The sequence below is a fragment of the Streptomyces dysideae genome, from assembly GCF_001514305.1.
In the GTDB taxonomy this organism is placed as follows: Bacteria; Actinomycetota; Actinomycetes; order Streptomycetales; family Streptomycetaceae; genus Streptomyces; species Streptomyces dysideae.
In genome coordinates, this window is sequence record NZ_KQ949075.1 from 409,934 (window position 1) to 436,893 (window position 26,960).

The window sequence follows — 26,960 nt, forward strand, 5'->3', positions numbered from 1 at the left end:
CAAACGCTCAGTCGGTGGACGATTGTTCCAGACGTACGACCACGGACTTGCTGGCCGGGGTGTTACTGGTGTCAGCGGTGGCATCGAGGGGGACGAGGACGTTGGTCTCCGGGTAGTACGCGGCCGCGCAGCCACGGGCCGTGGGGTAGTGGACGACGCGGAAGCCGGGAGCCCGGCGCTCGATGCCGTCCTTCCACTCGCTGACCAGGTCCACGTACGAGCCGTCCGCCATGCTCAGGGCCTGCGCGTCCTCGGGGTTCACGAGGACGACGCGGCGGCCGTTCCTGATGCCCCGGTAGCGGTCGTCCAGGCCGTAGATCGTGGTGTTGTACTGGTCGTGCGAGCGCAGGGTCTGCAGGAGCAGGCGGCCCGCGGGGAGTGCCGGGTACTCGACCGGTGCCGCCGTGAAGTTGGCCTTTCCGGTGGCCGTCGGGAAGCGGCGCTCGTCTCGGGGGGCGTGGGGGAGGGCGAAGCCGCCAGGGCGACCAGCAGAACCAGTCACTCGCGCGTTGAAGTCCTCGAAGCCGGGGATCACCCGCGAGATGCGGTCGCGGATCGTGGCGTAGTCCTTCTCGAACTCCTCCCACGGCACGACCGTGTTCTCGCCGAGTACGCGGCGGGCCAGGCGGCAGACGATGGCCGGTTCGGACAGGAGATGGCTGCTCGCCGGATCCAGGCGGCCCCTGGAGGCGTGCACCATGCCCATGGAGTCCTCGACCGTGACGAACTGTTCGCCGCTGCTCTGGAGGTCGCGCTCGGTGCGGCCGAGGGTGGGGAGGATGAGGGCGCGGGCGCCTGTCACGGCGTGCGAGCGGTTGAGTTTCGTCGAGACGTGGACCGTGAGGCGGGCCCGGCGCATGGCCGCTTCCGTGACGTCCGTGTCGGGGGATGCCGAGACGAAGTTGCCGCCCATCGCGAAGAAGACCTTCGCCTCGCCGTCACGCAGGGCGCGGATGGCCCGCACGACGTCGTAGCCGTGCTCGCGCGGGGGTGCGAAGCCGAACTCCTTCTCCAAGGCGTCCAGGAAGGCGGGAGCGGGGCGTTCGAAGATGCCCATCGTGCGGTCGCCCTGGACGTTGGAGTGGCCACGGACGGGGCACACGCCCGCGCCGGGGCGGCCGATGTTGCCACGCAGGAGGAGGAAGTTGACCACCTCGCGGATGGTCGGCACGGAGTGCTTGTGCTGGGTCAGGCCCATCGCCCAGCACACGATCGTGCGCTGCGAGGCGAGGACCATGGCGAGGGCTTCCTCGATCTCCGCGCGCGTGAGGCCGGTCGCCGTCAGGGTCTCGTCCCAGTCGGCGGCGTCTGCGGCGGCCACGAACTCCTCGTAGCCGTGGGTGTGCTCGCGGACGAACTCCTCGTCGACGGCGCCCTCCGTGTCGAGGATCAGCTTGTTGAGGAGGCGGAAGAGGGCCTGGTCGCCGCCGATGCGGATCTGCAGGAACAGGTCGGTGAGGGCGGCGCCCCTGAGCATGCCCTGCGGGGTCTGCGGGTTCTTGAAGCGCTCCAGGCCCGCCTCGGGCAGTGGGTTGACGCTGATGATCTTCGCGCCGTTCGCCTTGGCCTTCTCCAGGGCCGACAGCATGCGCGGGTGGTTGGTGCCGGGGTTCTGTCCGGCGACGACGATCAGGTCGGCCTTGTAGAGGTCCTCGAGCAGGACGCTGCCCTTGCCGATGCCGATGGTCTCGGACAGGGCCGAGCCGGACGACTCGTGGCACATGTTCGAGCAGTCCGGCAGGTTGTTGGTGCCGAGCTCGCGGGCGAAGAGCTGGTAGAGGAAGGCCGCTTCGTTGCTGGTGCGGCCCGAGGTGTAGAAGAGGGCCTCGTCGGGGGAGGCGAGGGCGGTGATCTCCTCGGCGATGATGTCGAAGGCCCGCTCCCAGGTCACCGGCTCGTAGCGGTCTCCCCCTTCGGGGAGATACATGGGGTGCGTGAGGCGGCCCTGCTGGCCCAGCCAGTAGCCGCTGCGGGTGGCGAGGTCCGCGACGGAGTGCGCGGCGAAGAACTCCGGGGTGACCCGGCGCAGCGTGGCCTCCTCGGCGACCGCCTTCGCGCCGTTCTCGCAGAACTCCGCCTTGTGCCGGTGGTCCGGCTCCGGCCAGGCGCAGCCCGGGCAGTCGAAGCCGTCCTTCTGGTTGACGCGCAGGAGCGTCAGCGCCGTGCGCTTCACGCCCATCTGCTGCTGCGCCATGCGCAGGGTGTGCCCGATGGCCGGCAAGCCCGCCGCCGCGTGCTTCGGCTCGTCGACCTGCGGTGCGTCCTGAACCGGATCACCCTGGGGCGGCTTCGTTGCCATCGCGCACTCTCCTGTCGCGTACACATGTGCGTGTGAGGTACATCTCCGATCCTCGCACGCGGCACTGACACGACGGTCATGGGGCGGCAGCCATGGTTGCGGGGCGGCAGCCGTGGTCGCGGGCGGCCGGAACCCCCGATGGGGGCCGACTGTCAGTGGCGCGTGGCAGGATCGGGGGCGTGGCAGAGACAGCATCGAAGAAGACCGACAACACCTCCGGCGGCGACCGGCCCCGCCTGATGCTCATGGACGGGCACTCACTGGCCTACCGCGCGTTCTTCGCGCTGCCCGCGGAGAACTTCACAACCGCGACCGGCCAGCCGACGAACGCGATCTACGGCTTCGCGTCGATGCTGGCCAACACCTTGCGGGACGAGGCGCCCACGCACTTCGCGGTGGCCTTCGACGTGTCCCGCAAGACCTGGCGCTCCGAGGAGTTCACGGAGTACAAGGCGAACCGCTCCAAGACGCCGGACGAGTTCAAGGGCCAGGTCGAGCTGATCGGCGAGCTCCTCGACGCGATGCACGTGTCGCGGTTCGCGGTCGACGGCTTCGAGGCCGACGACGTGATCGCCACGCTGGCCACGCAGGCCGAGGCAGAGGGCTTCGAGGTGCTGATCGTCACCGGCGACCGGGACTCCTTCCAGCTGGTCAGCGAGCACACGACGGTGCTGTATCCGACGAAGGGCGTCTCGGAGCTGACCCGGTTCACTCCGGAGAAGGTCGTCGAGAAGTACGGATTGACGCCCGCCCAGTACCCCGACTTCGCGGCGCTGCGCGGCGACCCGTCCGACAACCTGCCGGGCATCCCCGGGGTCGGGGAGAAGACGGCCGCGAAGTGGATCAACCAGTTCGGGTCGTTCGCGGACCTCGTCGAGCGGGTCGAGGAGGTCAAGGGCAAGGCCGGGCAGAACCTGCGCGACCACCTGGAGGCCGTCAAGCTCAACCGCCGGCTGACCGAGATGGTGCGCACCGTCGACCTGCCGAAGACCGTCACCGACCTGGAGCGCGCGCCGTACGACCGCAAGGCCGTCGCGGTGGTCCTGGACACCCTGGAGATCCGCAACCCCTCACTGCGGGAGCGGCTGCTGGCCGTCGACCCGGGCGCCGAGGAGGCCGAGGAGACCCCGATCGTCACGGACGGCGTCGAGATCGACGGCACCGTGCTCGGCACGGGTGAGCTGGCGCCGTGGCTCACCGAGCACGGCGGCGAGGTCCTCGGCGTCGCCACGGTCGACACCTGGGCGCTGGGCACCGGCTCGGTGGCCGAGGTCGCGCTCGCCGCGGGCGGGGGCGCGGCCGCCTGGTTCGACCCGTCGCAGCTGGACGAGGCCGACGAGAGGGCGTTCGCGGCCTGGCTGGCCGACGCGGACAGGCCGAAGGTCTTCCACAACGCCAAGGGCGCGATGCGGGTCTTCGCCGAGCACGGCTGGACCGTCGCCGGGGTGACCATGGACACGGCCCTCGCCGCCTACCTGGTGAAGCCCGGCCGGCGTTCCTTCGACCTGGACGCCCTGTCCCTGGAGTATCTGCACCGTGAGCTGGCCCCCGCCGCGGCGGCCGACGGCCAGCTGGCCTTCGGCGCGGACGACGGTGCCGAGGCCGAGGCGCTGATGATCCAGGCCCGCGCCGTCCTCAACCTGGGCGAGGCCTTCGGGGGCCGTCTCCAGGAGGTCGGCGCGGCGGATCTCCTCGGGGACATGGAACTGCCCACCTCCGCGCTGCTGGCCCGGATGGAGCGGCACGGCATCGCGGCCGACCGGGCCCACCTGGAGGCCATGGAGCAGATGTTCGCGGGCGCCGTGCAGCAGGCCGTGAAGGAGGCGCACGCGGCCGCCGGGCACGAGTTCAACCTGGGCTCGCCCAAGCAGCTCCAGGAAGTCCTCTTCGGCGAACTGGGCCTGCCCAAGACGAAGAAGACGAAGACCGGCTACACGACGGACGCCGACGCACTGGCCTGGCTGGCCGGCCAGACCGACAACGAACTGCCGGTCATCATGCTCCGCCACCGCGAACAGGCGAAGCTGCGCGTGACGGTCGAGGGCCTGATCAAGACCATCGCGACGGACGGCCGTATCCACACCACCTTCAACCAGACGGTGGCGGCGACCGGACGGCTCTCCTCGACGGACCCGAACCTGCAGAACATCCCCGTCCGCACGGACGAGGGCCGCGCGATCCGCCGGGGCTTCGTGGTCGGCGAGGGCTTCGAGTCGCTGATGACCGCGGACTACAGCCAGATCGAACTGCGCGTGATGGCCCACCTGTCCGAGGACGAGGGCCTGATCGAGGCGTTCACCTCCGGTGAGGACCTGCACACCACAGTCGCCTCCCAGGTGTTCGCAGTCGACCGCTCGGCCGTGGACGCGGAGATGCGACGCAAGATCAAGGCGATGTCGTACGGCCTGGCGTACGGCCTGTCCGCCTTCGGCCTCTCCCAGCAGCTGAACATCGACGCGGGCGAGGCGCGTGCCCTGATGGACACGTACTTCGAGCGGTTCGGCGGCGTACGCGACTATCTGCGCCGGGCCGTGGACGAGGCGCGGGCGACGGGCTACACGGCGACGCTCTTCGGGCGCCGCCGCTACCTCCCCGACCTCAACAGCGACAACCGCCAGCGCCGTGAGGCAGCCGAGCGGATGGCGCTGAACGCCCCCATCCAGGGCACGGCCGCCGACATCGTCAAGATCGCCATGCTCAACGTGGGCCGGGCCCTGAGCGAGGCGCAGCTGGAGTCCCGCATGCTCCTCCAGGTCCACGACGAAATCGTCCTGGAAATCGCCCCCGGCGAGCGGGCGGCCGCGGAGGAACTGGTCCGCCGCGAAATGGCGAACGCCGTCCACCTCCGCGCTCCGCTGGACGTCTCGGTGGGCGTGGGCCCGGACTGGGAGTCGGCAGCGCACTAGGGGGTGTTTCGAAAGTCCTGTGCGGTGCCCGCGGTGTCCGGCGCGCCGAGAGCACGCACCGGACGCCGCTCCTTGACGGGCAAACGCTGCCTGCCGGGGCACCAGCCTCCGGCGGTCGGGCCGCAGATCCGTGACCGGCAGTCAAGCGGGGTACGCCCCGCTTGGCTGCCGCCCGTGGCTCCCGCCGACGGCTGTCCCTCCACGGCTGCCGCCCAGGGTGCGCCCGCCTCGGTTGTCGCCGGTCGAGGCCTGCGCAGTAGCCGCCGGTGCGCGGCCCGCGGGGTCTCGGCGGGTGCCGTCGGGGTGGGTGTCGCAGGGGTCCGGCTGGTTCGGCTCGGCCGGGTCACGCGGCAGCGGCTGCTCGCCGTGACGGCGGTTCTTGGGGGCCGGGCAAATTTCGCCGCGATGGTGAGCAACCACCGTTGCGTGGTCCGGCGGTGCCGAGTCCTCCCGCTGCCTGTTGGGACGCACCGGCCGTCACAGCCGTCCGCCCGCCGCCTCCCCATGCCGCCGCAACGGCGCGCAATCCCACGGCGCCCCACCGGCGGTGCCCACCCCACCGCACCCCCTGCCGGCCACCCCACCCACCCGCACAACCCCCACCCCACCCCCGGAGGACCCGTCACCCGCGTGGCCCCCGCGAAGGCGCCCCCCGTCCCGGGCGCCCGTAAAGATGCGGGCATGGGTATACGCACGCTTCACCGCCGGACGGCCCCGGCCCTCGCGGACGCGCACGTCGGTGCCGTCCCCACCCTGCCGTCCCCGTCGGTTCCGGTCTTCGCGGCCGGCGCAAGCACCGCCCGCATCCCCACCGACCTGATGACGTCCCTCCGGCGTCGGCGCCCCGGCCCCGCACCGCTCCGCCGGCGCCTGTGGGCCGACCTCGCCCGTGGCTGTCTGGCGCTCGCCCTCAACCGGCTCCCACGGTCACGCCCCGCAGGGCCCGTCACCGTGTTCGTCGCCGGCGCCCTCAGCGAGCGGCCGGACGGCTCGGCCGTGTCCCGGCCGCGTCCGCATCCGAACCCGAACTGTCAGGGACCGGGACCGGACGCCACACCCTGACGCCCACGGCGTACACCAGCACCCCCAGGACCAGTCCCGCGCCCGCGCCGAAGCACAGCGTCGGGATGACCTCCCAGGGCTTCGCCGTGGACCCCCAGTAGTCCCACCAGCGCGTCAACCGCTGCACCGCCGCCACCGTCGCGCACCCGCCGATCACCGCGCCGGCCCACCACCGGTCCCGTACCGACAGCGCCGGCACCCCCACCGGCGGGGCTGCGGGCGCCCGCCGTAGCGCCACGGCCACGAACGCGGCGATCACGACCGCGGCCACCGCCGAACCGCCGTACTGCAGGTACCAGTACAGAGGGGAGCCCGCCACCTCCCGGCCCAGGACGGGGAAGACCCGCATCCCCCACCGGTCGAGGTGCGTGAACGCGTCCCAGACGACGTGCGTGAGGGCGCCGAGGGCGGCCGAGACGTACCACCAGAGCACCGACGTCGGCCGTATGCGCGCGCGTGGCGTTCCGCAGCGCAGCAGTGCGGCCACCCGTCCCTGCCGCGCGCCCGGCAGGAGCGCCACCAACGGCTCGCGGATGAGCAGCCATACGCCCACCAGCGCCCAGGCGATCACGACATCCACCGTGAACACGCCCGGGAAGGAGTGCGTCACGTCGCCGAACTCCATCGCCCCGGAAAGGACACTCGCCGCGTAGTAGGTCATGTCAGGAGCGAAGGAACCTGCCACCAGTACGGCGGGCACCAGGCGGGCCCGGCCGGTTCCGTCGGTGCGTACGGCGGGCAGTACCGCCGCCGCATGACTCAGGGTGAACGGCAACGGGTCTCCTCGCGGCGGATGCTGGTGCCGCTCAGTATCGCTGACCGCCAAGTGGTAGAAATCGGGCACGAACGGGTGCCCCTGCAAAGGAAGTTGTCGTAGGGTCGCCTGGGTCACCTCGGGGGCAACCCTGGCGGCGGGCCGATCGTCACAACAGGGCGAGCACAGCAGACAGAGACGGGCGCCCCGGGGCGCGTCCATGGGAGGGGTTCACTCTATGGCGGCGCAATTCGGCAGGAGGCTGCGCAAGGGGGCCGCGACGACAGCCGTGGCCGCCGCCGCGGTCGCGGCGCTGTCCGCGTCCCAGGCTCCGGGGGTGTCGGTCGACGACCAGGGCAGACAGACCCCCGCCGGCGCCCAGCCGACCCCCGACGCAGTCGCCGACGACAGCGCGACCGGCAACTCGCCGTACTACACGGACCTGCCGCCGCTCAACAGCCCCAGCCCGAGCCCCTCGCCGACCACCGGCCCGTCCACCGCCCTGGGCGCGACCGAATCCGGCATACCCGCCACCGTCCTCGACGCCTACAAGAAGGCCGCCACCGCGCTGCAGGACGCCAAGCCCGGCTGCAACCTGCCCTGGGAACTGCTCGCCGCCATCGGCAAGGTCGAGTCCGGCCAGGCCCGCGGCGGCCGCGTCGACGCGAACGGCACCACGATCTCGCCGATCCTCGGCCCGCAGCTCAACGGCGTCGGCTTCGCGAACATCAGCGACACCGACGACGGCGCCTTCGACGGGGACAGCGCCTACGACCGTGCCGTCGGGCCCATGCAGTTCATCCCGTCCACCTGGGCGTGGGCCGGCCGTGACGGCAACGGTGACGGCAAGAAGGACCCCAACAACATCTACGACGCCGCGCTCGCCGCCGGCCACTACCTGTGCCGCTTCGGCTGGGACCTGTCCACCACGGCCGATCTCAACCGCGCGATCCTCAGCTACAACAACTCCCAGGACTACCTCAACACCGTCCTGTCGTGGCTGGAGTACTACCGCAGGGGCACCCACGAGATCCCGGACGGCACCGGCACCCTGCCCGACAACCGCAGCGACAACACCACCGGGGCGAGCCCCAAGCCGTCCCCCACGCCGCCCGCCGCGGACAAGCCGACCCCCAGTCCCGAGCCCCAGACGCCCGGCGGTGGCGCCACGAGCCCGACACCGCCCGGCTCCGGCTCGCCCACCACCCCGACGACGCCCACTCCCACTCCCACACCGACGCCCACCGACACGGTGGACCACCTGGAGGACGCCGGTACCGCGAAGCTCACCGCCATGGCGGGCGACGCGTTCACCCAGCGGATCAGCACCCGCGCCGAGACCGAGGGCGGCAAGGCCGTCGCCAAGGTCCGGGTCCGCTTCACCGTCGTCGGCGAGACGGACACCACCTTCACCAGCGGCGAGAACGTCGCCACGGTCGTCACCAACAGCTCCGGCGTGGCCGTCGCGCCCGCCCTGCGCGCCGGTGAGAAGACCGGCGACGTCACCGTCCGCGCCACCGTCGTCGGCCGGATGATCGTCGGCCTCGACTACACCGCCACCGTCACCGAGCGCGCCGCCGACACCCTGGCCCGCACCAGTGACACCGCGCTGACCTGCGTCCCGGGTGGCGAGTTCGCCGACCAGGTCGAGGTGAAGGCCACCTACAAGGGCGCCGCCGCGGACGGCGTCGCCGCCACCGCCACGCTCATCAAGTCGGCCGACGACCCCGCCGAGAACGACAAGGGCCCCTACTTCCAGGACGCCGACGGCAAGACCGTCCGCACCCTCACCGGCCTGAAGACGGACGCGAACGGTCTGCTGAAGCTCCCGAAGCTGTACGCCGACGACACCACCGGCACGTTCCTGCTCCGCATCAACACCGCGGGCGGCGCGACCCTGACGGTCGAACTGACCGTCGCCGCGGCCGAGTCGTCGCCGAGCCCGACCGAGACGGAGTCGCCGAGCCCGACCGAGTCGGAGTCGTCGAGCCCCAGCGCGTAGTCCTCCGTACGACAACGGCGGCGCCCCTCGGCCGAGGGGCGCCGCCGTTGTGTGCGCGACCTGTTCTCATCTCACCCGCCCGTTGCTACGGTGCCGAACCTGACGATGCATCAGTTCCAGTGCCGGCTCCGGGAGGCCCGTATGCGCGCCCTGATCGCCGCCGCGACCGGTCTCGCCGTCGCGCTCGCCCTGGTCCTCACGCTCACCGCCCTCGGCACCCCGGCGGGCGAGACGTCCCCCAAGCCGCTGCTGACGACGGTGCCGGCACACCCGTAACCGCCCGGGAGGGAGCCCGACATGCGCCGCAAGGCCAGTCTGATCCTGCTCGCCCTCGCCGTGTTCTTCGCCGCGCTGTCCCCGATGCTGCGCTGGTACGCCTTCCCCCGCCTCGCCAAGATCCCCGCCGGCCAGTACCAGGACATGGTCCTGGAGGCGAAGGACGCCACCCTCCTCGACTACGGCACGATGAAGGCGAAGAAGGTCTCCAAGGTCACCATCGTGCAGACCCTCAAGGGCAACGTCGAGGCCTCCGAGAAGATCGAGAAGACCGCGGGCCGCGACGTCGTCGTCTGGGACGGCCTGTCGTACGTCGTCGGCCCCGACGGCAAGATGGTCTCCAGGATCCCCGAGCGGTACATCTTCGACGCCCACACCCAGGAACCCGTCCACGCCACCGGCGAGATGGTCGACGGCGACCCGGTCAGGCGCGAGGGCATCGAGTTCAAATGGCCGTTCCTGACGGAGAAACGGGACTACGAGTACTTCGACGCCCAGGCCCGCGTGACCGCCCCCATCCACTACCGGGGCACCCAGGACTTCCGCGGCGTAGAGGTCTACTACTTCGAGCAGACCATCCCCTGGACCAACGTGAAACTCCCCAAGACGATGCCCGTCGAGGGCATCACACCGGAGTCCGTCGCCAAGACCGGCACGACCCGCTGGTACACCACGGTCCGCAAGTTCTGGGTCGAACCGGTCACCGGCGCCCCCGTCTACGGCGAGGAGATCCACAAGGAGGAACTCCGCGGCGGCACCCTCCTCGGCGACCGCGACAAGGTGACGGCGTTCGCGGGCCACGTCAAGATGCGCGAGGACTACATCGACCACACCGTGAACCTGGTCAACTCCCAGCGCGTCCTGGTCCTGCTGATGACGTCGTACCTGCCCTGGGGCTTCCTGCTGCTCGGCGGCCTGCTCCTGGCCCTCTCCCTCTACCTGGAGGCGAGAAGCCGCCGCCCGGCGGACCCGCGACCCGCCGAGTCCGCCGAACCCGAGCCGGTCAGCGCCTGAGCCGAGCGTTGGTGTACCGGGTCGGCTCGGCGGCGGCCGGGTCCTCGGGCCACGGATGCTTCGGATAACGGCCGCGCAGCTCCGACCGTACGCCCTTGTAGCCGTCCTTCCAGAAGGAGGCGAGGTCGGCGGTGACGGCGGCGGGCCGCCCGGCGGGGGAGAGGAGATGCACGAGCAGCGGCACGCCCGCGACGGACGGCGACTGCGCCAGCCCGAACATCTCCTGCAACTTCACGGCGAGAACAGGCTGTTCGGGATTGCCGTAGTCGATCCGGATCCTGGACCCACTGGGCACGGCGATCCGCTCCGGCGCGAGCTCGTCCAGCCGCGCCGCCTCCCCGGACGCCCAGGGCAGCAGCCGGCCGAGCGCGCCGCCCGCGTCGATCCGCGCGAGATCGGCACGCCGCCGGGCCCGCCCGAGCTCGGGCTCCAGCCACTCGTCCACGCGCGCGTGGAGGGCGTCGTCGGACACATCGGGCCAGGGCTCACCGAGCCGCAGACGCAGAAACGCGAGCCGCTGCCGCAGTACGCCGGCGTCGGCGGACCAGCGCAACAGACGGAACCCCTCGCGCCGCAGCCCCTCGAGAAGCGCGTCGCGTACGAGAACGGGGTCGGGGTTTCTGATCAGCCGCACCGCCAGCTCAACGGCTCCCAGCCGCTCCACGCGCCGCGCGACGACGTCTCCGTCGACCCAGTGCACCTCGTCCCGCTCGTCGAGCAGCGCCCCCGCCGTGAACCGCGCGACCTCCTCGTCGACCACGGCCCCGAGCCGCACACGCGCGTGCCCCTTCCCGACGGGGCGGTCGGCCACGGCCACGGCGATCCAGGGGGCTCCGCGCAGCCCGCTACCGTCCCCGGCCTCGGCGCGGGTCCCGGAGAGCATGAGGTAGGAACCGCCGTCGGCTTTGGCGACACGCTCGGGGAAGGCCAGAGCGGCAACGAGTCCTACGAGGCTGTCCTCCCCGGCGGTGGCCCACCGAGTCGCCCGCGACGGGCCCACGCCGCCGGCCGCATCGTCGGCTACGGCACCCGCCGAGACCTCGACGTTCACCTCCACCGGAAGACAGCCACGGGTGTGCGGGTGGGAAATGTCCGTCGAGACGGCCCGCAGCCGCCGCGCCTCAGCACGCCACCGCGTCGCATAGGCGTCACCCCCACGCCGCGCACCCCGCAGAGCAGCCGCCAGATCATCCCCGTACTCCCGCGGCGCCTCCTCGCTCAACAACGCGACAACCTCCGAGGCCCGCTCTACACCGACCAACGGAGCCGCATCCAACAACGCCCGCCCCAGCCGGGGATGCAACCCCAGCCGAGCCAGACGCCCACCCCGCTCCGTGGCCCGCCCGACGGAGTCCACCGCCCCGATCGCCGACAACACCGACCGGGCCGCCGCCATCGCCCCGCCCGGCGGCGCGTCCAGCAACGCCAGCCCGCCCGCCTCGGGATCTCCCCAGCACGCCACCTGCAACGCGAACGTCGTCAGGTCGGCCACCTTGATCTCCGGAGACGGAAAACGCGGCAGACGCGCGTCCTCGGCCTCCGCCCAGCAGCGGTACACCGCACCCGGCGCCTCACGCCCGGCCCGCCCCGCCCGCTGCCGCCCGGCCGCCTGCGACGCCCGGACCGTCGCCAACGCGCTCAGCCCCCGCGTGTGATCCACCCGAGGCTCCCGGGCCAGCCCGGAGTCGACGACCACCCGCACCCCGGGCACCGTCAGCGACGACTCCGCCACCGACGTCGCCAGCACCACCCGGCGCCGCGCCCCGCCGGCCAGCACCGCGTCCTGCACGGCCGCCGGCGCCCGCCCGTGCACCTGGAGCACCTCCACACCGCCCAGTTCACCCAGCTGCCCGGCGACCCGCGCGATCTCCCCGACGCCCGGCAGGAAACACAGCACGTCCCCCGACCGTTCCGCCAGCGCCCGCCGGACCGTCGACGCCACGTGCGTCAGCAGCGCGGGGTCGACCCGCATCCCGTGCGGCGGCCGCACCGGACGGGCCGACGGCGCCCACACCACCTCCACCGGGTGCGAGACACCCTCCGCCGCGACCACCGGCGCCCCGCCCAGCAGCCGCGCCCAGCCCTCCGCGTCCGTCGTCGCCGACGCCGCCACCAGCCGCAGCTCCGGCCGCAGTGTCTCCCGCACGTCCCACAGGAACGCCGCCACCGTGTCCGCGTCCAGATGCCGCTCATGGCACTCGTCGAGCACCACCACGTCCACGCCCGCCAGTTCCTGGTCGCGCTGCAGCCGTTGCAGCAGCACACCGGTCGTGACGACCTCCACGCGTGCGTGCCGCCCGACGACCCGCTCCCCGCGCACCGTGTACCCGACGCTCCGGCCGACCTGTTCGCCCAGCAGCCACGCCATCCGCCGCGCGGCGGCCCGGGCCGCGATCCGCCGCGGCTCGGCGACGACGACCCGCCGGGCCTGCCCCTCACCGAGCAGCCCCGCCAGCGCCAGCGGCACCAACGTCGTCTTGCCGGTGCCGGGCGGCGCGACCAGCACGGCGGTGCCGTGCCCCTCCAGGGCATCGGTCAGACCGGGCAGGGCGGTGCGTACGGGCAGCGCGTCCAGAGCGTCGTAACGGATCACGCCCCTAGTGTCGTACGCCTGGGAAACCGCCCCCTACGCGCGCGTGCACGCGAAAACGCGCCCACGCGCGCGTGCAGTCCTTACGGTCGCCTCAGTCCCGCTCGCACACGAAGATCGCCGTCCCCGGGATCAGATGCCCGCGCAACGGCGACCAGCCGCCCCACTCGGCCGTGTTCCAGGCCGGCCACTCCGGCTCCACCAGGTCCACCAGCCGCAAGCCCGCCGCCACGACGTCCCGCACCCGGTCGCCGACCGTCCGGTGGTGCTCGACGTAGACCGCGCGGCCCTGGTCGTCCTGCTCGACGTACGGCGTGCGGTCGAAGTACGAGCCCGAGACGCTCAGCCCCTCCGGGCCGGGCTCGTCCGGGAACGCCCAGCGGATCGGGTGCGTCACCGAGAACACGAACCGCCCGCCCGGGCGCAGGACACGGCGCACCTCGCGCAGCACCAGCACCGGGTCCGCGACGAACGGCAGCGCCCCGTACGCCGAACACGCCAGGTCGAAGGAGGCGTCCCCGAAGGGCAGCGAACCCGCGTCCGCGCACACCAGAGGGAACGATCCGCCGATGCGGAGCGCGTGCTGCAGCTGGCGGTGGGAGATGTCGAGCGCGACCGGACGGGCACCCTGCGCGGCCAGCCAGCGCGAGCACTGGGCCGCGCCGGCGCCGATCTCCAGGACGTTCCTGCCCTTCAGCTCCTCCGGCGGACCGAGGAGCTCCGCCTCGACCTCGTCGAGGCCCTCGGGACCCCACACGAACCGGTCGTCGCCGAGGAACGTGCCGTGTTCGACCTGATACTCGTCCGCGTTGCGGTCCCACCAGCCCCGGTTCGCCCGGGAGCTCTCCGCGACACCGGCGGCGCGTCGGGTGGCCTCCGGCTCGAACGCGGCCTCGGAGGATTCGGGCTCTTGGATGATCGGCTCCCTCGTCGTACTCTTCCGTCACCTTCTCTGGCGACGCCCTGTCCCCTTGGTGTCACAAGAGGGGTGTCTTGGGGCCGCGTGGCCTCAAGAGACAGTTCTTGTGCCGGGAATGCGGCGATCCGCCCCGGGTGTGCGCCTTCGCGCATTGACCCTGCCCGGCTGCCCCCGTATGCTACAAGTTGCGCTGCGGGCCTGCGCACCTCAGACGTAGCAGGCTGCGCTCGCATCTGTTGTATGTCCCCTCGGTTGTCGAGGCGCCACCACCAGTGTCGGTGGGGCGCTTCCTAGGCTGTCCGGCTTCTTCAGAGCGATACGGGCTCCCGGCGTAGCAGTACCTACGACTTCAATGTCCGTACCGGAGCCCTTTCCCACATGACGAGCAGCACCGAGACCACCGCAACCACCCCGCAGGTAGCGGTCAACGACATCGGTAACGAGGAAGCTTTCCTCGCCGCGATCGACGAGACGATCAAGTACTTCAACGACGGCGACATCGTCGACGGCGTCATCGTGAAGGTCGACCGGGACGAGGTCCTGCTCGACATCGGTTACAAGACCGAAGGCGTTATCCCGAGCCGCGAACTCTCCATCAAGCACGACGTCGACCCGAACGAGGTCGTCGCCGTGGGCGATGAGATCGAGGCCCTGGTCCTCCAGAAGGAGGACAAGGAAGGCCGCCTCATCCTGTCCAAGAAGCGCGCTCAGTACGAGCGTGCCTGGGGCACGATCGAGAAGATCAAGGAAGAAGACGGAATCGTCACCGGTACCGTCATCGAGGTCGTCAAGGGTGGTCTCATCCTCGACATCGGCCTCCGTGGCTTCCTGCCGGCCTCCCTCGTCGAGATGCGCCGCGTTCGCGACCTCCAGCCGTACGTGGGCAAGGAGCTCGAGGCGAAGATCATCGAGCTGGACAAGAACCGCAACAACGTGGTCCTGTCCCGCCGTGCCTGGCTGGAGCAGACCCAGTCCGAGGTCCGCCAGACGTTCCTCACGACCCTCCAGAAGGGTCAGGTCCGTTCCGGCGTCGTCTCCTCGATCGTCAACTTCGGTGCCTTCGTGGACCTGGGTGGCGTCGACGGTCTGGTCCACGTCTCCGAGCTGTCCTGGAAGCACATCGACCACCCCTCCGAGGTGGTCGAGGTCGGCCAGGAAGTCACCGTCGAGGTCCTCGACGTCGACATGGACCGCGAGCGTGTCTCCCTGTCGCTGAAGGCGACCCAGGAAGACCCGTGGCAGCAGTTCGCCCGCACCCACCAGATCGGCCAGGTCGTGCCCGGCAAGGTCACGAAGCTGGTTCCGTTCGGTGCGTTCGTCCGCGTGGACGAGGGCATCGAGGGTCTGGTCCACATCTCCGAGCTGGCCGAGCGCCACGTGGAGATCCCGGAGCAGGTCGTCCAGGTCAACGACGAGATCTTCGTCAAGGTCATCGACATCGACCTCGAGCGCCGTCGCATCAGCCTCTCGCTGAAGCAGGCCAACGAGTCCTTCGGTGCCGACCCGGCCTCGGTCGAGTTCGACCCGACCCTGTACGGCATGGCCGCGTCGTACGACGACCAGGGCAACTACATCTACCCCGAGGGCTTCGACCCCGAGACCAACGACTGGCTCGAGGGCTACGAGAAGCAGCGTGAGGAGTGGGAGCGCCAGTACGCCGAGGCGCAGACCCGCTTCGAGCAGCACCAGCAGCAGGTCATCAAGTCCCGCGAGGCCGACGCTGCCGCTGCCGCCGAGGGTGGCGAGGCTGCCGCTCCGGCCGCCTCCGGTGGCGGTTCGTACTCCTCCGAGGGCGCGGACACCTCCGGTGCCCTGGCTTCGGACGAGGCGCTCGCCGCGCTCCGCGAGAAGCTGGCCGGTGGCCAGAGCTGAACGCTCACTGAGCTGTAGCTCCTGACTGAGGGGCCGTACCTGGAAAGGTACGGCCCCTCAGACGTGTTCGGGGCGTCCGATGGGAATGCCCTCGGTCTGCACCACGTTGTGCAGTACGAACACGAGGAGGAGCGGTCACAGTGCTTGATCCGCAGGGTTTGTACGCATGGGAGCCGAAGGGCCTGGCTGTCGTCGACATGGCGCTCGCACAGGAATCGGCCGGTCTTGTCATGCTCTACCACTTCGACGGATACATCGACGCGGGCGAAACCGGCGACCAGATCGTCGACCGGCTCCTCGACTCGCTGCCCCACCAGGTCGTCGCACGGTTCGACCACGACCGGCTCGTCGACTACCGGGCCCGCCGCCCGCTGCTGACCTTCAAGCGCGACGCCTGGGCCGACTACGAGGAGCCCACGATCGAGGTGCGGCTCGTCCAGGACGCCACCGGCGCGCCCTTCCTGCTGCTGTCCGGGCCCGAACCGGACGTGGAGTGGGAGCGCTTCGCCGCGGCTGTCCAGCAGATCGTGGAGCGGCTCGGCGTCCGTCTGTCGGTGAACTTCCACGGCATCCCCATGGGCGTCCCGCACACCCGACCCGTGGGCCTGACCCCGCACGGCAACCGCAACGACCTCGTCCCGGGCCACCGCAGCCCCTTCGAGGAGGCGCAGGTACCCGGCAGCGCCGAGGCGCTCGTCGAGTACCGCCTCATGGAGGCCGGACACGACGTCCTGGGCGTCGCCGCGCACGTCCCGCACTACATCGCCCGCTCGCCCTACCCGGACGCGGCGCTGACCGTCCTGGAGTCCATCACGGCGGCCACCGGACTGGTCCTGCCGGGCATCGCACACGCCCTGCGCACGGACGCGCACCGCACACAGACCGAGATCGACCGGCAGATCCAGGAGGGCGACGAGGAACTCACCGCGCTCGTCCAGGGCCTGGAGCACCAGTACGACGCCGCCGCGGGCGCGGAGACCCGGGGCAACATGCTCGCCGAGCCGGTGGAGATCCCGTCCGCGGACGAGATCGGGCAGGAGTTCGAGCGGTTCCTGGCGGAGCGGGAGGGCGAGGGCTGAGGGCCGATCAGGCCTGCCGGGTGTTGATGTCAGTGGCAGGGCCTAAGCTTCCGCTCATGCTGAAGGTAGGCCTCACCGGTGGCATCGGCGCCGGCAAGAGCGAGGTGTCGCGGCTGCTCGTCGAGTGCGGGGCCGTGCTGATCGACGCGGACCGTATCGCGCGCGAGGTCGTCGCGCCCGGGACCCCCGGGCTCGCCGCGGTCGTCGAGGCCTTCGGCGAGGAGGTGCTCGCCCCGGACGGCAGCCTGGACCGGCCCCGACTCGGCTCCATCGTCTTCGCCGACCCGGACAAGCTCGCCGTACTGAACTCGATCGTGCACCCCCTGGTCGGCGCCCGCTCCCGCGAGCTCGAACAGGCCGCCGCCGAGGACGCCGTCGTCGTCCATGACGTCCCGCTCCTCACGGAGAACGGCCTCGCACCGCTGTACGACGTCGTGGTCGTCGTCGACGCCGGCACTGAGACCCAGCTGGACCGGCTGGTCCGGCTGCGCGGCATGACCGAGGAGGACGCACGCGCGCGTATGGCCGCGCAGGCGACCCGCGAGAAGCGCCTGGAGATCGCGGACGTCGTCATCGACAACGACGTACCGCTGGAAGACCTCCGGCGGCGTGTGAGGGACGTATGGGACGAGCTCGTACGCAGGGCACACGCGTCCCAGGAGCCCCGGCGGCCTCAGGAATAGCGTCCCCAGGAGGGGCGTTGAACCCTTCCAGTGAGGGAAGGACTCTGCCGTGCCCGAGACCAGCGGTTCGACCGGACGTACTCCGGAGACCCATGTCATCGACTTCCGTGCCGCCGAGCATCTGCTCGCCGCACGTGATCCGCGGGGCGCGGTGAAGCTGCTCGACGAGGTCATCGCCGCGCACCCGGAGAACACCGCGGCCCGGCTGCTGCGCGCGCGGGCCTTCTTCGCGGGCGCGCAACTGCGGCCCGCCGAGCTGGAGTTCACCATCGTCCTGGAGCGCGAGCCGGACAACGCGTTCGCGCACTTCGCGCTCGCCCGCACCTACGAGCGCCAGGGGCGGCACGACCTGTCCAAGCGGCACTTCCGTCTGGCGGCCGCGCTGGACCCGAACCCGGAGTACCTGAAGGCGGCCCGGTTCGGCTCCTGAGCGGCGGACAGGCCCTAAGGGCTCCGGTCCTCCGGTGGACGGTAGGGATGGTCCTCGATCGGGCGGTACGGCGGGACGTCACGGCCCGGCTGGTAGTGCGGGCCCTGGCGGATGTGTCTGAGGATCATGGCCATGTCGATGGTGACGACCAGCCACAGCACCCCGCAGGCGGCGGCCCACCCGGGCCGTCCGGCGAGCGTGAACGCGGCCGTCCCGAAGGTCGCCCAGAGCAGCCCCCACAGGCTCAGCCAGAACCGCAGCCGCAGTGCACTGCGCGCTGTCGCCGGCTCACTGCCCGTACGCATCGGGACCACTACTCCTGCTTCGGAACGTACTCTTCGTTGCGGACGTTCACAAAGGGGTCTGAACAGGGGGACGCGCGTGCTGCCGTATGGCGATGAGCTGGCCGAGGTGCTGCTGGACCTCGCGATACCGCACGAGGACATCAACGAACTCGTACGGATGCGCCGACGGGTGACGGACGACCCGGAGCTGCTGCGGTTCCTGGAGGCGTCGGTCGACGAGCTCGTCCGGGGCGTCGGGGAGATCGGCGACGGCCCGGCCGACTTGTCCGGGCTCGACTGGGCGTCGGGCGCCCTGCAGCGCTGCTTCCCCGTGTACGTGTTCGTCGCGGCGCTGCCCTACACACGCACGTACCACCGCGAGCGTGGCATCCCCGCCGACGTCTCCCGGCGTACCCTCGCCGATCTCGGACGGAACATGGCCGTGCATCGCAGGCGGTACGGCCTGGTCGGCGTACAGGCCCCGGGGTGGCTCGCCCATCACTTCCGCGGTGAGTTGTACCAGCTGGGGCGGCTGCAGTTCGAGCGGGCGCGGCTGGGGCGGCGTTCGGCGCCGGGGCTCGCCGCGGCCGGGCTGGACCTGGCGCCGGGGGAGCCCTGTCTGAACCTGCACGTCCCCGACTTCCACGGCCCGCTGTCCCCGGCCGCCTGCGACCGGTCCCTGGTGCTGGCCCGGGAGTTCTTCGCCCTGCACTATCCGGAGGAGTCCTTCCCGGCGGTGGTCTGCCACTCCTGGCTGCTGGACGGGCAGTTGAAGCGGTACCTGACGGCGGACTCCAACATCGTGCGCTTCCAGGAGCGGTTCCGGATCTCCCGCGCGGACGCCGAGCCGACCGACACCGAGCCCGTCCAGTTCGTGTTCGGCGACCCGGAGCTGCCGGTCCAGGAGCTGCCGCGGCGTACGGCGGTGGAGCGGGCCGTGGGGGACCATCTGCGGGCGGGAGGGCACTGGTACATCGGGCACGGGTGGTTCCCGTTCGGCGGTCGCGAGTGAAATTCCGGCGTACGGCGATGAGTTCCGGAGCATGCCCCGGTCCATCCCTGTGACAGCACCACGGACCGCTTCCCACAGGAGACCCTCATGTCCGAGACCACCGCCCCGCTCAGGTCCGGCACCGTCGTCGCCGAGCCCGCGACCGCCCGTGGCCGCCGCGCCCGTGTCGCCCTGCGCGGCCTGCAGGTGCTGCTCGCCCTGTTCTACGCGATCGCGAGCGCCCTGCCCAAGCTGATCGCACACCCCTCGGCCGCCGAGGGCTTCGACGAGATGGGCTGGGGCAGCGCGGGGATGTACACCATCGGTGTCCTCGAACTGGCCGGTGCGATCGCCCTGTTGATCCCGGTGCTGCAGTCGGTGTCCGCGGTGGCGCTGAGCGCGCTGATGGTGGGCGCGTTCGTCGTCCAGGTCACGGTCTTCGAGGGCGAGAACGCGGCCACACCGCTCATCCTGATCGTGCCGCTCGCCCTCGTCGCGTACGCGCGGCGCGGGCACAACGCGGATCTGCTGCGACTGGTCCGACGACGGTCCGGTCAGTGAACCTCGGGACGTCCACCGCCGGGTTGCCCCGGTCCGCCGAGTCCGCGCAGCGCGCGCAGGCGTTCCAGCTCCCGGCGGTCCCGCTTGGTCGGCCGGCCCGCGCCGCGGTCGCGGATGCCGGCCGGGGCGGCGGCCTCGCGCGGTGGCGGGGGCGGCGAGTTGTCGACGTAGCACTGGACCGCGACCGGGGCGCCGACGCGCTTGCGGATCAGGCGCTTGACGATGACGATCCGCTCCCGGTTCTCGTGCCGGAGCCGGACCTCGTCGCCGACGCGCACGGTGTGGGCGGGCTTGACCCGCTCGCCGTTCACGCGCACATGGCCGCCCTTGCAGGCGGTGGCGCCGATGGAGCGGGTCTTGACCAGGCGTACGGCCCAGATCCAGCTGTCGATGCGCACGGTCTCGCCGCTCTGCGGCCCGGCGGCCTCGGCGGCGGCCACAGCGGCGGCGATCTTCGGGTCCACAGCCGTGTCCTTGTCGTCGGCCGTCTTCGCATCGACGGCGTCCTGAGCGCCGGCCGTCCCGCCGTTCCTGTCCTGGTCACCCTCGGAAGCCATGCCTCGACCTTAATCCCCCGGACCAGGTGCACCGGGGGAATTTCCCGGCACTCATGGCCCGGCTCTACGGTGGTGCCATGGACGCACTGGCCGATCTCGACCGGCGGGTCGCGGGCTGCCGGGCCTGCCCGCGGCTGGTGGCCTGGCGTGAGGAGGTGGCCCGTACCAGGCGTACCGCCTTCGCCGACCAGACGTACTGGGGGCGGCCGGTGCCGGGCTTCGGGCCGCCGGACGCCCGGCTGCTGATCGTCGGGCTCGCCCCGGCGGCGCACGGCGGCAATCGGACCGGGCGGATGTTCACCGGGGACCGGTCGGGAGACGTGCTGTACCAGGCGCTGTACGACGTGGGTCTGGCGTCGCAGCCCACCTCCGTCGGGGCGGATGACGGTCTGGAGCTGTACGGCGTCCGCGTCACCTCGCCCGTGCACTGCGCCCCGCCCGCCAACAAGCCCACCCCGGGGGAGCGGGACACCTGCCGGCCCTGGCTGGTGCGGGAGCTGCGGCTGCTGCGGCCGACCCTGCGGGCGGTGGTCGTCCTGGGCGCCTTCGGCTGGCAGGCGACGCTGCCCGCGCTGGCGGAGGCGGGGTGGAGCGTGCCGAGGCCGCGGCCCGCCTTCGGGCACGGGGTGCGGGTTCCGCTCGACGGGATCGACCTCTTCGGGTGCTTCCACGTCAGCCAGCGGAACACCTTCACCGGGCGGCTGACGCCCGCGATGCTGCGCGAGGTGCTGCGCACGGCGGCGGAGGCGGCGGGGCCGGGGGCCGGGAATTGAGGCGACGGGACGGACGTCCGGGCGTTACGGTGCCCTGATGGCTCTCTACCCGGAGATCGAACCGTACGACCACGGCATGCTCGACGCCGGTGACGGCAACCGCGTCTACTGGGAGACCTGCGGAAACCCGCGGGGCAAGCCGGCGGTGGTGCTGCACGGCGGGCCGGGATCCGGCTGCACGCCGTACTTCCGGCGGCTGTTCGACCCCGCCGCGTACCGGATCGTGCTGCTCGACCAGCGCGGGTGCGGGCGTTCGACGCCGCACGCGAGCGTGTACGACACGGACATGAGCGTGAACACGACCGCTCATCTGCTCGCCGATCTGGAGCTGCTGCGGCGGCATCTGGGGATCGAGCGGTGGCTGGTGTGGGGCGTGTCATGGGGGTCGGTGCTGGGGCTGCGGTACGCGCAGACGCATCCGGCAGTCGTGTCCGAGCTGGTGCTGACCGGGGTCGCGACCGCGGCGAGTGCCGAAGTGGCCCTGCTGACCAGGGGACTTGGGCAGATCTTCCCGGAGGCCTTCGAACGGTTCCTGGCGGAACTGCCCGCCGACGAGCGGGACGGCGACCTCGCCGCCGCCTGCAACCGGCTGATCGAGTCGCCCGATCCCGAGGTGCGGGCGCGGGCGGCGCGGGCCTGGACGGACTGGGAGACGGCCTGCGTTCCCGCGCCGCCGCGGTCCGTCCCGCGGTACGAGGACCCGAGGTTCCGTATGGCCTTCGCCCGCACTGTCACGCACTACTTCGGCAACGACCACTTCCTGGGCGAGGGCAACGACGAGGGCGTGGTCCTGCGGGACGCGCCGCTGCTGAAGGACATCCCGGGCACGCTGGTGCAGGGCAGCCTCGACTTCGGGAACCTGCTCGGCGTCGTCTGGCGGCTCCGGCACGCCTGGCCCGGGAGTGAGCTGGTCGTCGTGGACGACGTCGGCCACAACGCGGGCGCGCCGGGTGTCGCGGCGGCGCTCGTGGCGGCGACGGACAAGTACGCGGTGCGCTAGGAGACTTACTCGGCGTCCTCGAACAACTGCCGTACCGTCGACCGGTAGTTGGTCCGCACGTGGGTGAGCGCGTGCGCGCGGGCCCGTTCCGGGTCGCCGGAGGCGATCGCCTCGTACAACTCGCGGTGTTCCACCAGTAGTTGGGGCCACTCCTCGTTGCGCCGGGTCATCCAGCGCAGCCGGCCGGCGACCGGTTCGAGGGCGGCTATCAGCAGGCTGTTGCCCGCCATGGCCACGATGCGGTCGTGCAGACGGCTGTTGACGTCCGTGATCACTTCGGCGTCCCCGGCCTCGGTCGCGACGGCCGCGCGCTCCAGGAGCTCCTCGACCTCGGCCAGGTCGGCCGGTGTCGCCTTCGACGCGGCGAGCCCGGCGGCGTAGACCTCCAGTGCCTCGCGCAGCTCGAACAGTTCCCTGACGTCGTTCGGGGTCAGTCGTCGTACGACCGTGCGGCGTGGCGTCTCGAAGTGGACGAACCCCTCGGCGACCAGTGCGCGGATCGCCTCGCGGACCGGTACCCGGGAGACCCCGAAGCGGTCGGCCAGCTCCCGCTCGACGAGCCGGTCGCCCGGGCGGAGGCGGCCCGCGATGATCTCCTGCCGGAGGGTGGCCAGGACGCGCTCGCGGACGGCGCCGAGGGGTTCGATCTTCGTCGTGGAGCTCATGAAGCCCATCTTCGCCGACTCAGGTGTGTTTTACGGAGCGTTAACAAAGGCGACATCGGTCGGAACGGTTGACGGGAGGACCATTACGGCTGTTTGGTATACCAAACCAAATGGCTGCAGCCCTCCGCTCCCTTCTAGGTCCCCCTTGCTCCTGGAGGCCCCGTGTCCCTCGCCGATCATGCCGAAGCCACCAGTACACCGGAGTTCGTCCCCGATCCCCGGCTCACCAACGAAGACCTCGCGCCCGCGGGCAAGCGCAACTGGAAGGTCTTCGACCTCTTCGCCATGTGGATGTCCGACGTCCACAACCTCGGCAACTACACGTTCGCGGCCGGCCTGCTGGTCCTCGGCATGAACGTGTGGCAGGTCTTCACGTCCCTGCTCGTCGGCTTCGTGATCATCTACATCGGCATGAACTGGATGGGGAAGATCGGCCAGCGCCACGGCGTCCCGTTCCCCGTCGTCAGCCGCATCAGCTTCGGCGTCTGGGGCGCCAACATCCCGGCGCTGATCCGGGCCGTGATCGCCATCATGTGGTACGGCATCCAGACCTACCTCGCGTCCGTGGCGGTCAACATCATGCTGCTGGCCGCCTGGCCCGGGCTGGAGTCCTGGACGCACAACTCCTTCCTGGGCCTGCACGGGCTCGGCTGGATGACCTTCGTCGCGCTGTGGCTGATCCAGGCGGCGATCATCAGCCAGGGCATGGAGTCGGTGCGGAAGTTCCAGGACTTCTGCGGGCCGGCGATCTGGCTCGTCATGATCGCGCTCGCCGTGTGGATCCTCGCCAAGGCCGGCTGGACGATCTCGCTCACCTCGACCCCGAACCCGGTCTCCGTCGGTGAGCAGTGGCGGCAGTGGTTCGGCGCGATCGGGCTGATCCTCGCCACCTACGGCACGCTGATGCTCAACTTCTGCGACTTCTCGCGCTTCTCGCCCGACTACAAGACGGTCCGGCGCGGCAACTTCTGGGGCCTGCCCATCAACTCGACGGCGTTCGTGGTCGTCTCGGTCATCGTCACGGCCGGCTCGATCGAGGTCTTCGGCAAGGCCATCACCGAACCGGCCTACCTGGTGGCCGAGATCGGCAACACCTGGGTGCTGGTGCTGGGCGCGCTGACCTTCGCCATCGCCACCATGGGCGTCAACATCGTCGCCAACTTCGTCTCCCCGGCGTACGACCTGGCCAACGTCTGGCCGCAGAAGATCACCTTCAAGGTCGGCGGCATGATCAGCACGGTGGCCGCGCTGGTGGTGACCCCGTGGAACCTCTTCTCCAACCCCACGGTCGTCAACTACTTCCTCGGCGGCCTCGGCGCCTTCCTGGGCCCGCTGTTCGGCGTGATCATGGTCGACTACTACTGGGTCAAGCGCGGCCGGGTGAACGTGGACGAGCTGTTCGACGCCCGGCCCGGCTCCCCCTACTACTACCGCAAGGGCGTCAACCCCAAGGCGCTGTGGGCGTTCCTGCCGGCGGCGGGTGTCGCGGCCGTACTCGCCCTGGTGAAGACCTTCAGCGACGTGGCACCGTACTCGTGGTTCATCGGTACGGCCCTGGGGGCCGGGCTGTATGTGCTGCTGTGCCGGTCCGAGCGTGCGGAGGACGCCGTGGTCACCCCTGAGAAGCCCGTGGAGGTATGAGCGGCGTGCGCATCGTCGTCACCAACTGCAACACCACGCAGGAGATGACCGAAGAGATCGTACGAGGTGCCCGGGCCGCCGCAGGCCCGGGCACCACCGTGACCGGGCTGACCCCCGCGTGGGGGCCCGAGTCGGCGGAGGGCTGGCTGGACAGTTACCTGTCGGCGGCGGCCGTCCTCGACGCGCTGCGGACGTACGAAGGACCCGCGTACGACGCCGTGGTCATGGCCGGCTTCGGGGAGCACGGGCGCGAGGGCGTCCGGGAGCTGGTGGACGTCCCGGTCGTCGACATCACGGAGGCGGCCGCGCATCTGGCGTGTCTGCTCGGGCGGCGGTACGGGGTCGTCACCACGCTGGAACGGTCGTGCGGGCAGATCGAGGACAGCCTGGAGCTGGCGGGGGTCGGGCGGAACTGCGCGGCGGTGGTGGGTACCGGGCTGAACGTCCTCGACCTGGGGGGCGAGGCCCGTACGGAGGCGGCGTTCCTGGCCGCCGCCGAGCGGGCGTGTGCGGCCGGCGCCGAGGTGCTGGTCCTCGGATGTGCCGGGATGACCGGGCTGCAGCAGGCGGTGGGGGAGAAGCTGGGGCTGCCGGTGGTCGACGGGGTCGGGGCGGCGGTGAAACTGGCGGAGTCGCTGGTGGGGCTGGGGCTGACGACCAGCCGGGCGGGGAGCTTCGCGAAGCCGGTGCCGAAGAGGCGGGTCTGGGGGCGGGGGACGCCGGGATAACCGGCTCGCCGGAATGTGCGGCTTTGGATGATCACGGGCACCACACGTACTGCGAGGCGGGGGTGGGGTCGGCGGGTGCCGGGATAACGGTCCGGATACTCACGGGCGCCACACATACCGCACGTCCGGCTCCCGCTCCTCGTTGTCGCTGCCGTCCGTGTACTCGACGGCGACGAAGCCGTGGCGCTCGTAGAAGCGGTGGGCGGGCCGGTTGACCTGGAAGGTCCACAGGCTCAGCCCCTCCGGACAGCGCTCCTTGGCGAGTGCCACGAAGCGGTCGCCGAGGCCGCTGCCGCGCTGGGCGGGGGCGAGGTAGAGCTGCTCCAACGACTCCTCGCCGAGGACCATCATCCCCACGACGGCGCTGTGCACCTCGGCCACCCAGGTCTCCTGCCGTGGCACGACCACGTCACGGAAGTACGCGCGCACCGCGTCGTCGGAGTGGGCCCGGACGACGGTCGGCAGCGCGGCGGCGAAGGACCGCAGCCAGACGCCGGCGACCGCTTCGGCGTCCGCGGCCTCGGCCCGGCGCAGGACGACCGTCCTCACGGACGCGACTCCTCCGGAACGACGGCCGTGGCCGTGATCTCCACCAACTGCCCCGTGTACCCCAGGCAGGCCACTCCGAGCAGCGTCGACGAGTGCGGACCGGCACTGAGCCCGGACGCCTCGACGACATCCCAGACGGCGGACAGCACCGCGGTCTCACTGCTCACGACGTACACGTCGGTGTACAGGACGTGCCCCAAGCCGCTGCCGACCGCCCGCAGTTGCTCCTCAAGGTTGGCGATCACCTGCTCGGCCTGCCGTACGGGATCCCCCGCCCCGACGAGGTTCCCCTCGGCGTCGAGCGGCACGGCCCCGGCGAGGAAGGCGAGCTTGGTGCCGGCCTCGACGACGGAGGCGTGGGAGTACGTGGGCGGAGGGAAGAGGGCGGGGGTGGTCACGCGACGGATCACGAGGGCGGACTCCTGGGGCGGCGTGGCGGACAACCTCCTGATCATCCGTGCCCGCGCCGGTGTCCGCATCCGAATTCCTCCGGACCGGCGCTCCGGGCTTGGTATGTCATCCCTGTGTCAACCCCGGGGCGGACCGTACTCCCGTTCGCGCAGCTGCCGTTCGCACTCCTGCGCAAGCTCGGGGTACGCCTCCGCGATGGCCGCGTGGACCCGGCGCCGCAGCAGCTCCTCGGCCGCCGCGCGCCCGGTGCTGCCGTGCAACTCGGCGAGGAGCTCGTCGTAGCGGGTCAGCCGATGGCGCAGGTAGTCGACCTGCCATCGCTCCAGCGCACCCGGCTCAGCACTCGCGACGGTGGCCGGCGCCGCCACATGCCCCCGGCGCCAGGACGCCCGTTCCTCGTCCCGGCGATTGCGGTGCTCGACCGCCAGCGCCGCCAGCTCGCGCGGGGCCAGCCGCGGCATGTCGACGGGCTCCGCCGCGATTCTTGCCAGGACCGCGCGCCGCCTGCGCAGCGCGGCGGCCCGCGCCCCGGCGGACCGGCGCGCGGCAGCGGCCGCCACGGCCCGGAACTCCTCGCTCCGCTCGGCGGCCTCGACTCGCTCGACGAGGTAGAGACGGGTCTTCGGGGCGGTGGGGAAGTGCGGGTCGCTGCGCATCAGATCGGGTTCACCAAGCAGTTGGCGCACCATCGCGGGGGTCCAGCCACGGGCGCGCAGTCCGGCGGCCGAGAGGTGAGTGCGCGGCGGTCCCTGCGCGCCGGCATCGCCCTGGCCCTCGTGGTTCCCCTCGTACGGCGTCATCACAATCCCCCGTCGTTACGCTGAGTGACGAGTTCATTGATAACGCGTGCCACTGACAATGGCCCTCAAGCAGCCGGAAGGAGCTGCCCCCGATCGAGGCGTCTCTCAACTCCC

The 26,960-nt window shown here is 71.3% G+C and carries 24 protein-coding genes; 14 read left to right on the forward strand and 10 right to left on the reverse strand.

Going from position 1 to position 26,960, the window contains the following annotated elements; genetic code table 11:
* Positions 1–7 precede the first annotated feature (7 nt).
* Positions 8–2,299 carry an FdhF/YdeP family oxidoreductase gene (locus tag AQJ91_RS01825; RefSeq protein WP_067015195.1) on the reverse strand — a complete coding sequence of 764 codons (2,292 nt, stop codon included), beginning with the start codon at positions 2,297–2,299 and terminating at the stop codon, positions 8–10.
* Between the two features lie 179 nt (positions 2,300–2,478).
* Here AQJ91_RS01825 and polA point away from each other — a divergent pair, with 179 nt between their 5' ends.
* Positions 2,479–5,205 (forward strand): DNA polymerase I, encoded by a 2,727-nt coding sequence (polA, locus tag AQJ91_RS01830; RefSeq protein ID WP_067015198.1) that lies wholly within the window; start codon positions 2,479–2,481, stop codon positions 5,203–5,205.
* A 970-nt stretch (positions 5,206–6,175) separates the two neighbouring features.
* On the opposite strand, the gene AQJ91_RS01840 is transcribed toward polA, so the two are convergent.
* Positions 6,176–7,042 carry a DUF4184 family protein gene (locus AQJ91_RS01840; RefSeq protein WP_067015204.1) on the reverse strand — a complete coding sequence of 289 codons (867 nt, stop codon included), beginning with the start codon at positions 7,040–7,042 and terminating at the stop codon, positions 6,176–6,178.
* A 217-nt stretch (positions 7,043–7,259) separates the two neighbouring features.
* Here AQJ91_RS01840 and AQJ91_RS01845 point away from each other — a divergent pair, with 217 nt between their 5' ends.
* From AQJ91_RS01845 to AQJ91_RS01850, 3 genes are all read left to right on the forward strand, one after another.
* On the forward strand, positions 7,260–9,023 hold the full coding sequence (locus AQJ91_RS01845) for a lytic transglycosylase domain-containing protein (RefSeq protein ID WP_067015207.1): 1,764 nt from the start codon (positions 7,260–7,262) through the stop codon (positions 9,021–9,023).
* A 141-nt stretch (positions 9,024–9,164) separates the two neighbouring features.
* Positions 9,165–9,299 (forward strand): SPW_0924 family protein, encoded by a 135-nt coding sequence (locus AQJ91_RS51745; RefSeq protein WP_107120235.1) that lies wholly within the window; start codon positions 9,165–9,167, stop codon positions 9,297–9,299.
* Positions 9,300–9,320: 21 nt separating this feature from the next.
* Positions 9,321–10,313, forward strand: coding sequence for a cell envelope lipid trafficking protein PgfA (locus AQJ91_RS01850; RefSeq protein ID WP_067015209.1), 993 nt, complete (start codon positions 9,321–9,323; stop codon positions 10,311–10,313).
* Here the strand turns inward: AQJ91_RS01850 and hrpB are convergent.
* Entirely contained in the window at positions 10,303–12,906 is a 2,604-nt protein-coding gene (gene hrpB / locus AQJ91_RS01855; protein ID WP_067015211.1) for an ATP-dependent helicase HrpB, read from the reverse strand. The genes AQJ91_RS01850 and hrpB overlap by 11 nt on opposite strands.
* Before the next feature lie 91 nt (positions 12,907–12,997).
* Positions 12,998–13,819, reverse strand: a complete 822-nt coding sequence (locus tag AQJ91_RS01860; protein WP_067015216.1) for a class I SAM-dependent methyltransferase — start codon at positions 13,817–13,819, stop codon at positions 12,998–13,000.
* Positions 13,820–14,200: 381 nt separating this feature from the next.
* Between AQJ91_RS01860 and rpsA the strand changes: the two genes are divergently transcribed.
* From rpsA to AQJ91_RS01880, 4 genes are all read left to right on the forward strand, one after another.
* On the forward strand, positions 14,201–15,694 hold the full coding sequence (gene rpsA, locus AQJ91_RS01865; RefSeq protein ID WP_067015219.1) for a 30S ribosomal protein S1: 1,494 nt from the start codon (positions 14,201–14,203) through the stop codon (positions 15,692–15,694).
* A 140-nt stretch (positions 15,695–15,834) separates the two neighbouring features.
* The gene (locus AQJ91_RS01870; RefSeq protein WP_067015222.1) at positions 15,835–16,773 is read left to right on the forward strand and encodes a PAC2 family protein; all 939 of its coding nucleotides are present in this window, start codon (positions 15,835–15,837) and stop codon (positions 16,771–16,773) included.
* Between the two features lie 56 nt (positions 16,774–16,829).
* A complete protein-coding gene (gene coaE, locus AQJ91_RS01875; RefSeq protein WP_067015229.1) occupies positions 16,830–17,456 on the forward strand; it encodes a dephospho-CoA kinase in 627 nt (208 codons plus the stop codon).
* Between the two features lie 49 nt (positions 17,457–17,505).
* On the forward strand, positions 17,506–17,886 hold the full coding sequence (locus tag AQJ91_RS01880; protein WP_067015234.1) for a tetratricopeptide repeat protein: 381 nt from the start codon (positions 17,506–17,508) through the stop codon (positions 17,884–17,886).
* Positions 17,887–17,900: 14 nt separating this feature from the next.
* Here the strand turns inward: AQJ91_RS01880 and AQJ91_RS01885 are convergent, their stop codons facing one another.
* On the reverse strand, positions 17,901–18,191 hold the full coding sequence (locus AQJ91_RS01885; protein WP_067015237.1) for a DUF6343 family protein: 291 nt from the start codon (positions 18,189–18,191) through the stop codon (positions 17,901–17,903).
* 76 nt (positions 18,192–18,267) lie between these two features.
* On the opposite strand from AQJ91_RS01885, the gene AQJ91_RS01890 reads away from it, so the two are divergent.
* Together AQJ91_RS01890 and AQJ91_RS01895 are read left to right on the forward strand one after the other, a co-directional pair.
* Positions 18,268–19,182, forward strand: coding sequence for an acyltransferase domain-containing protein (locus tag AQJ91_RS01890; RefSeq protein WP_067015240.1), 915 nt, complete (start codon positions 18,268–18,270; stop codon positions 19,180–19,182).
* 87 nt (positions 19,183–19,269) lie between these two features.
* Positions 19,270–19,722, forward strand: coding sequence for a DoxX family protein (locus AQJ91_RS01895; RefSeq protein ID WP_067015243.1), 453 nt, complete (start codon positions 19,270–19,272; stop codon positions 19,720–19,722).
* Here AQJ91_RS01895 and AQJ91_RS01900 read toward each other — a convergent pair.
* Entirely contained in the window at positions 19,716–20,279 is a 564-nt protein-coding gene (locus AQJ91_RS01900; RefSeq protein WP_067015246.1) for an RNA-binding S4 domain-containing protein, read from the reverse strand. The two genes, AQJ91_RS01895 and AQJ91_RS01900, sit on opposite strands and share 7 nt — an antisense overlap.
* A 77-nt stretch (positions 20,280–20,356) precedes the next feature.
* On the opposite strand from AQJ91_RS01900, the gene AQJ91_RS01905 reads away from it, so the two are divergent.
* Together AQJ91_RS01905 and pip are read left to right on the forward strand one after the other, a co-directional pair.
* Entirely contained in the window at positions 20,357–21,052 is a 696-nt protein-coding gene (locus tag AQJ91_RS01905) for a uracil-DNA glycosylase (RefSeq protein WP_067016077.1), read from the forward strand.
* A 37-nt stretch (positions 21,053–21,089) separates the two neighbouring features.
* Positions 21,090–22,052, forward strand: coding sequence for a prolyl aminopeptidase (gene pip / locus AQJ91_RS01910; RefSeq protein WP_067015248.1), 963 nt, complete (start codon positions 21,090–21,092; stop codon positions 22,050–22,052).
* Between the two features lie 5 nt (positions 22,053–22,057).
* On the opposite strand, the gene AQJ91_RS01915 is transcribed toward pip, so the two are convergent.
* Entirely contained in the window at positions 22,058–22,717 is a 660-nt protein-coding gene (locus AQJ91_RS01915) for a GntR family transcriptional regulator (RefSeq protein ID WP_067016080.1), read from the reverse strand.
* Positions 22,718–22,879: 162 nt separating this feature from the next.
* Here AQJ91_RS01915 and AQJ91_RS01920 point away from each other — a divergent pair, with 162 nt between their 5' ends.
* Both AQJ91_RS01920 and AQJ91_RS01925 read left to right on the forward strand, forming a co-directional pair.
* Positions 22,880–24,358: an NCS1 family nucleobase:cation symporter-1 gene (locus AQJ91_RS01920; RefSeq protein WP_067015249.1), complete on the forward strand. Its 1,479-nt coding sequence runs from the start codon at positions 22,880–22,882 to the stop codon at positions 24,356–24,358.
* Between the two features lie 5 nt (positions 24,359–24,363).
* Complete coding sequence (locus AQJ91_RS01925; protein WP_067016083.1) at positions 24,364–25,086, forward strand: aspartate/glutamate racemase family protein; 723 nt, start codon at positions 24,364–24,366, stop codon at positions 25,084–25,086.
* 99 nt (positions 25,087–25,185) lie between these two features.
* Here the strand turns inward: AQJ91_RS01925 and AQJ91_RS01930 are convergent, their stop codons facing one another.
* The 3 genes from AQJ91_RS01930 to AQJ91_RS01940 form a co-directional block, all read right to left on the reverse strand.
* Positions 25,186–25,635 (reverse strand): GNAT family N-acetyltransferase, encoded by a 450-nt coding sequence (locus tag AQJ91_RS01930; RefSeq protein WP_067015250.1) that lies wholly within the window; start codon positions 25,633–25,635, stop codon positions 25,186–25,188.
* Positions 25,632–26,045: a RidA family protein gene (locus tag AQJ91_RS01935; protein ID WP_067016086.1), complete on the reverse strand. Its 414-nt coding sequence runs from the start codon at positions 26,043–26,045 to the stop codon at positions 25,632–25,634. The genes AQJ91_RS01930 and AQJ91_RS01935 overlap by 4 nt, the downstream gene beginning before the upstream one ends.
* Before the next feature lie 117 nt (positions 26,046–26,162).
* Positions 26,163–26,846 carry a hypothetical protein gene (locus AQJ91_RS01940; protein ID WP_234381776.1) on the reverse strand — a complete coding sequence of 228 codons (684 nt, stop codon included), beginning with the start codon at positions 26,844–26,846 and terminating at the stop codon, positions 26,163–26,165.
* Positions 26,847–26,960: the final 114 nt, after the last annotated feature.

Bases quoted from the DNA above. Each gene is read 5' to 3' on its own strand.
- AQJ91_RS01885 (WP_067015237.1), bottom strand. From the start codon at position 18,191: ATGCGTACGGGCAGTGAGCCGGCGACAGCGCGCAGTGCACTGCGGCTG.
- AQJ91_RS01895 (WP_067015243.1), top strand. From the start codon at position 19,270: ATGTCCGAGACCACCGCCCCGCTCAGGTCCGGCACCGTCGTCGCCGAG.
- AQJ91_RS01825 (WP_067015195.1), bottom strand. From the start codon at position 2,299: ATGGCAACGAAGCCGCCCCAGGGTGATCCGGTTCAGGACGCACCGCAG.
- pip (WP_067015248.1), top strand. From the start codon at position 21,090: ATGGCTCTCTACCCGGAGATCGAACCGTACGACCACGGCATGCTCGAC.
- AQJ91_RS01940 (WP_234381776.1), bottom strand. From the start codon at position 26,846: ATGACGCCGTACGAGGGGAACCACGAGGGCCAGGGCGATGCCGGCGCG.
- AQJ91_RS51745 (WP_107120235.1), top strand. From the start codon at position 9,165: ATGCGCGCCCTGATCGCCGCCGCGACCGGTCTCGCCGTCGCGCTCGCC.
- AQJ91_RS01900 (WP_067015246.1), bottom strand. From the start codon at position 20,279: ATGGCTTCCGAGGGTGACCAGGACAGGAACGGCGGGACGGCCGGCGCT.
- rpsA (WP_067015219.1), top strand. From the start codon at position 14,201: ATGACGAGCAGCACCGAGACCACCGCAACCACCCCGCAGGTAGCGGTC.
- AQJ91_RS01915 (WP_067016080.1), bottom strand. From the start codon at position 22,717: ATGAGCTCCACGACGAAGATCGAACCCCTCGGCGCCGTCCGCGAGCGC.
- coaE (WP_067015229.1), top strand. From the start codon at position 16,830: ATGCTGAAGGTAGGCCTCACCGGTGGCATCGGCGCCGGCAAGAGCGAG.
- AQJ91_RS01845 (WP_067015207.1), top strand. From the start codon at position 7,260: ATGGCGGCGCAATTCGGCAGGAGGCTGCGCAAGGGGGCCGCGACGACA.
- AQJ91_RS01905 (WP_067016077.1), top strand. From the start codon at position 20,357: ATGGACGCACTGGCCGATCTCGACCGGCGGGTCGCGGGCTGCCGGGCC.
- AQJ91_RS01850 (WP_067015209.1), top strand. From the start codon at position 9,321: ATGCGCCGCAAGGCCAGTCTGATCCTGCTCGCCCTCGCCGTGTTCTTC.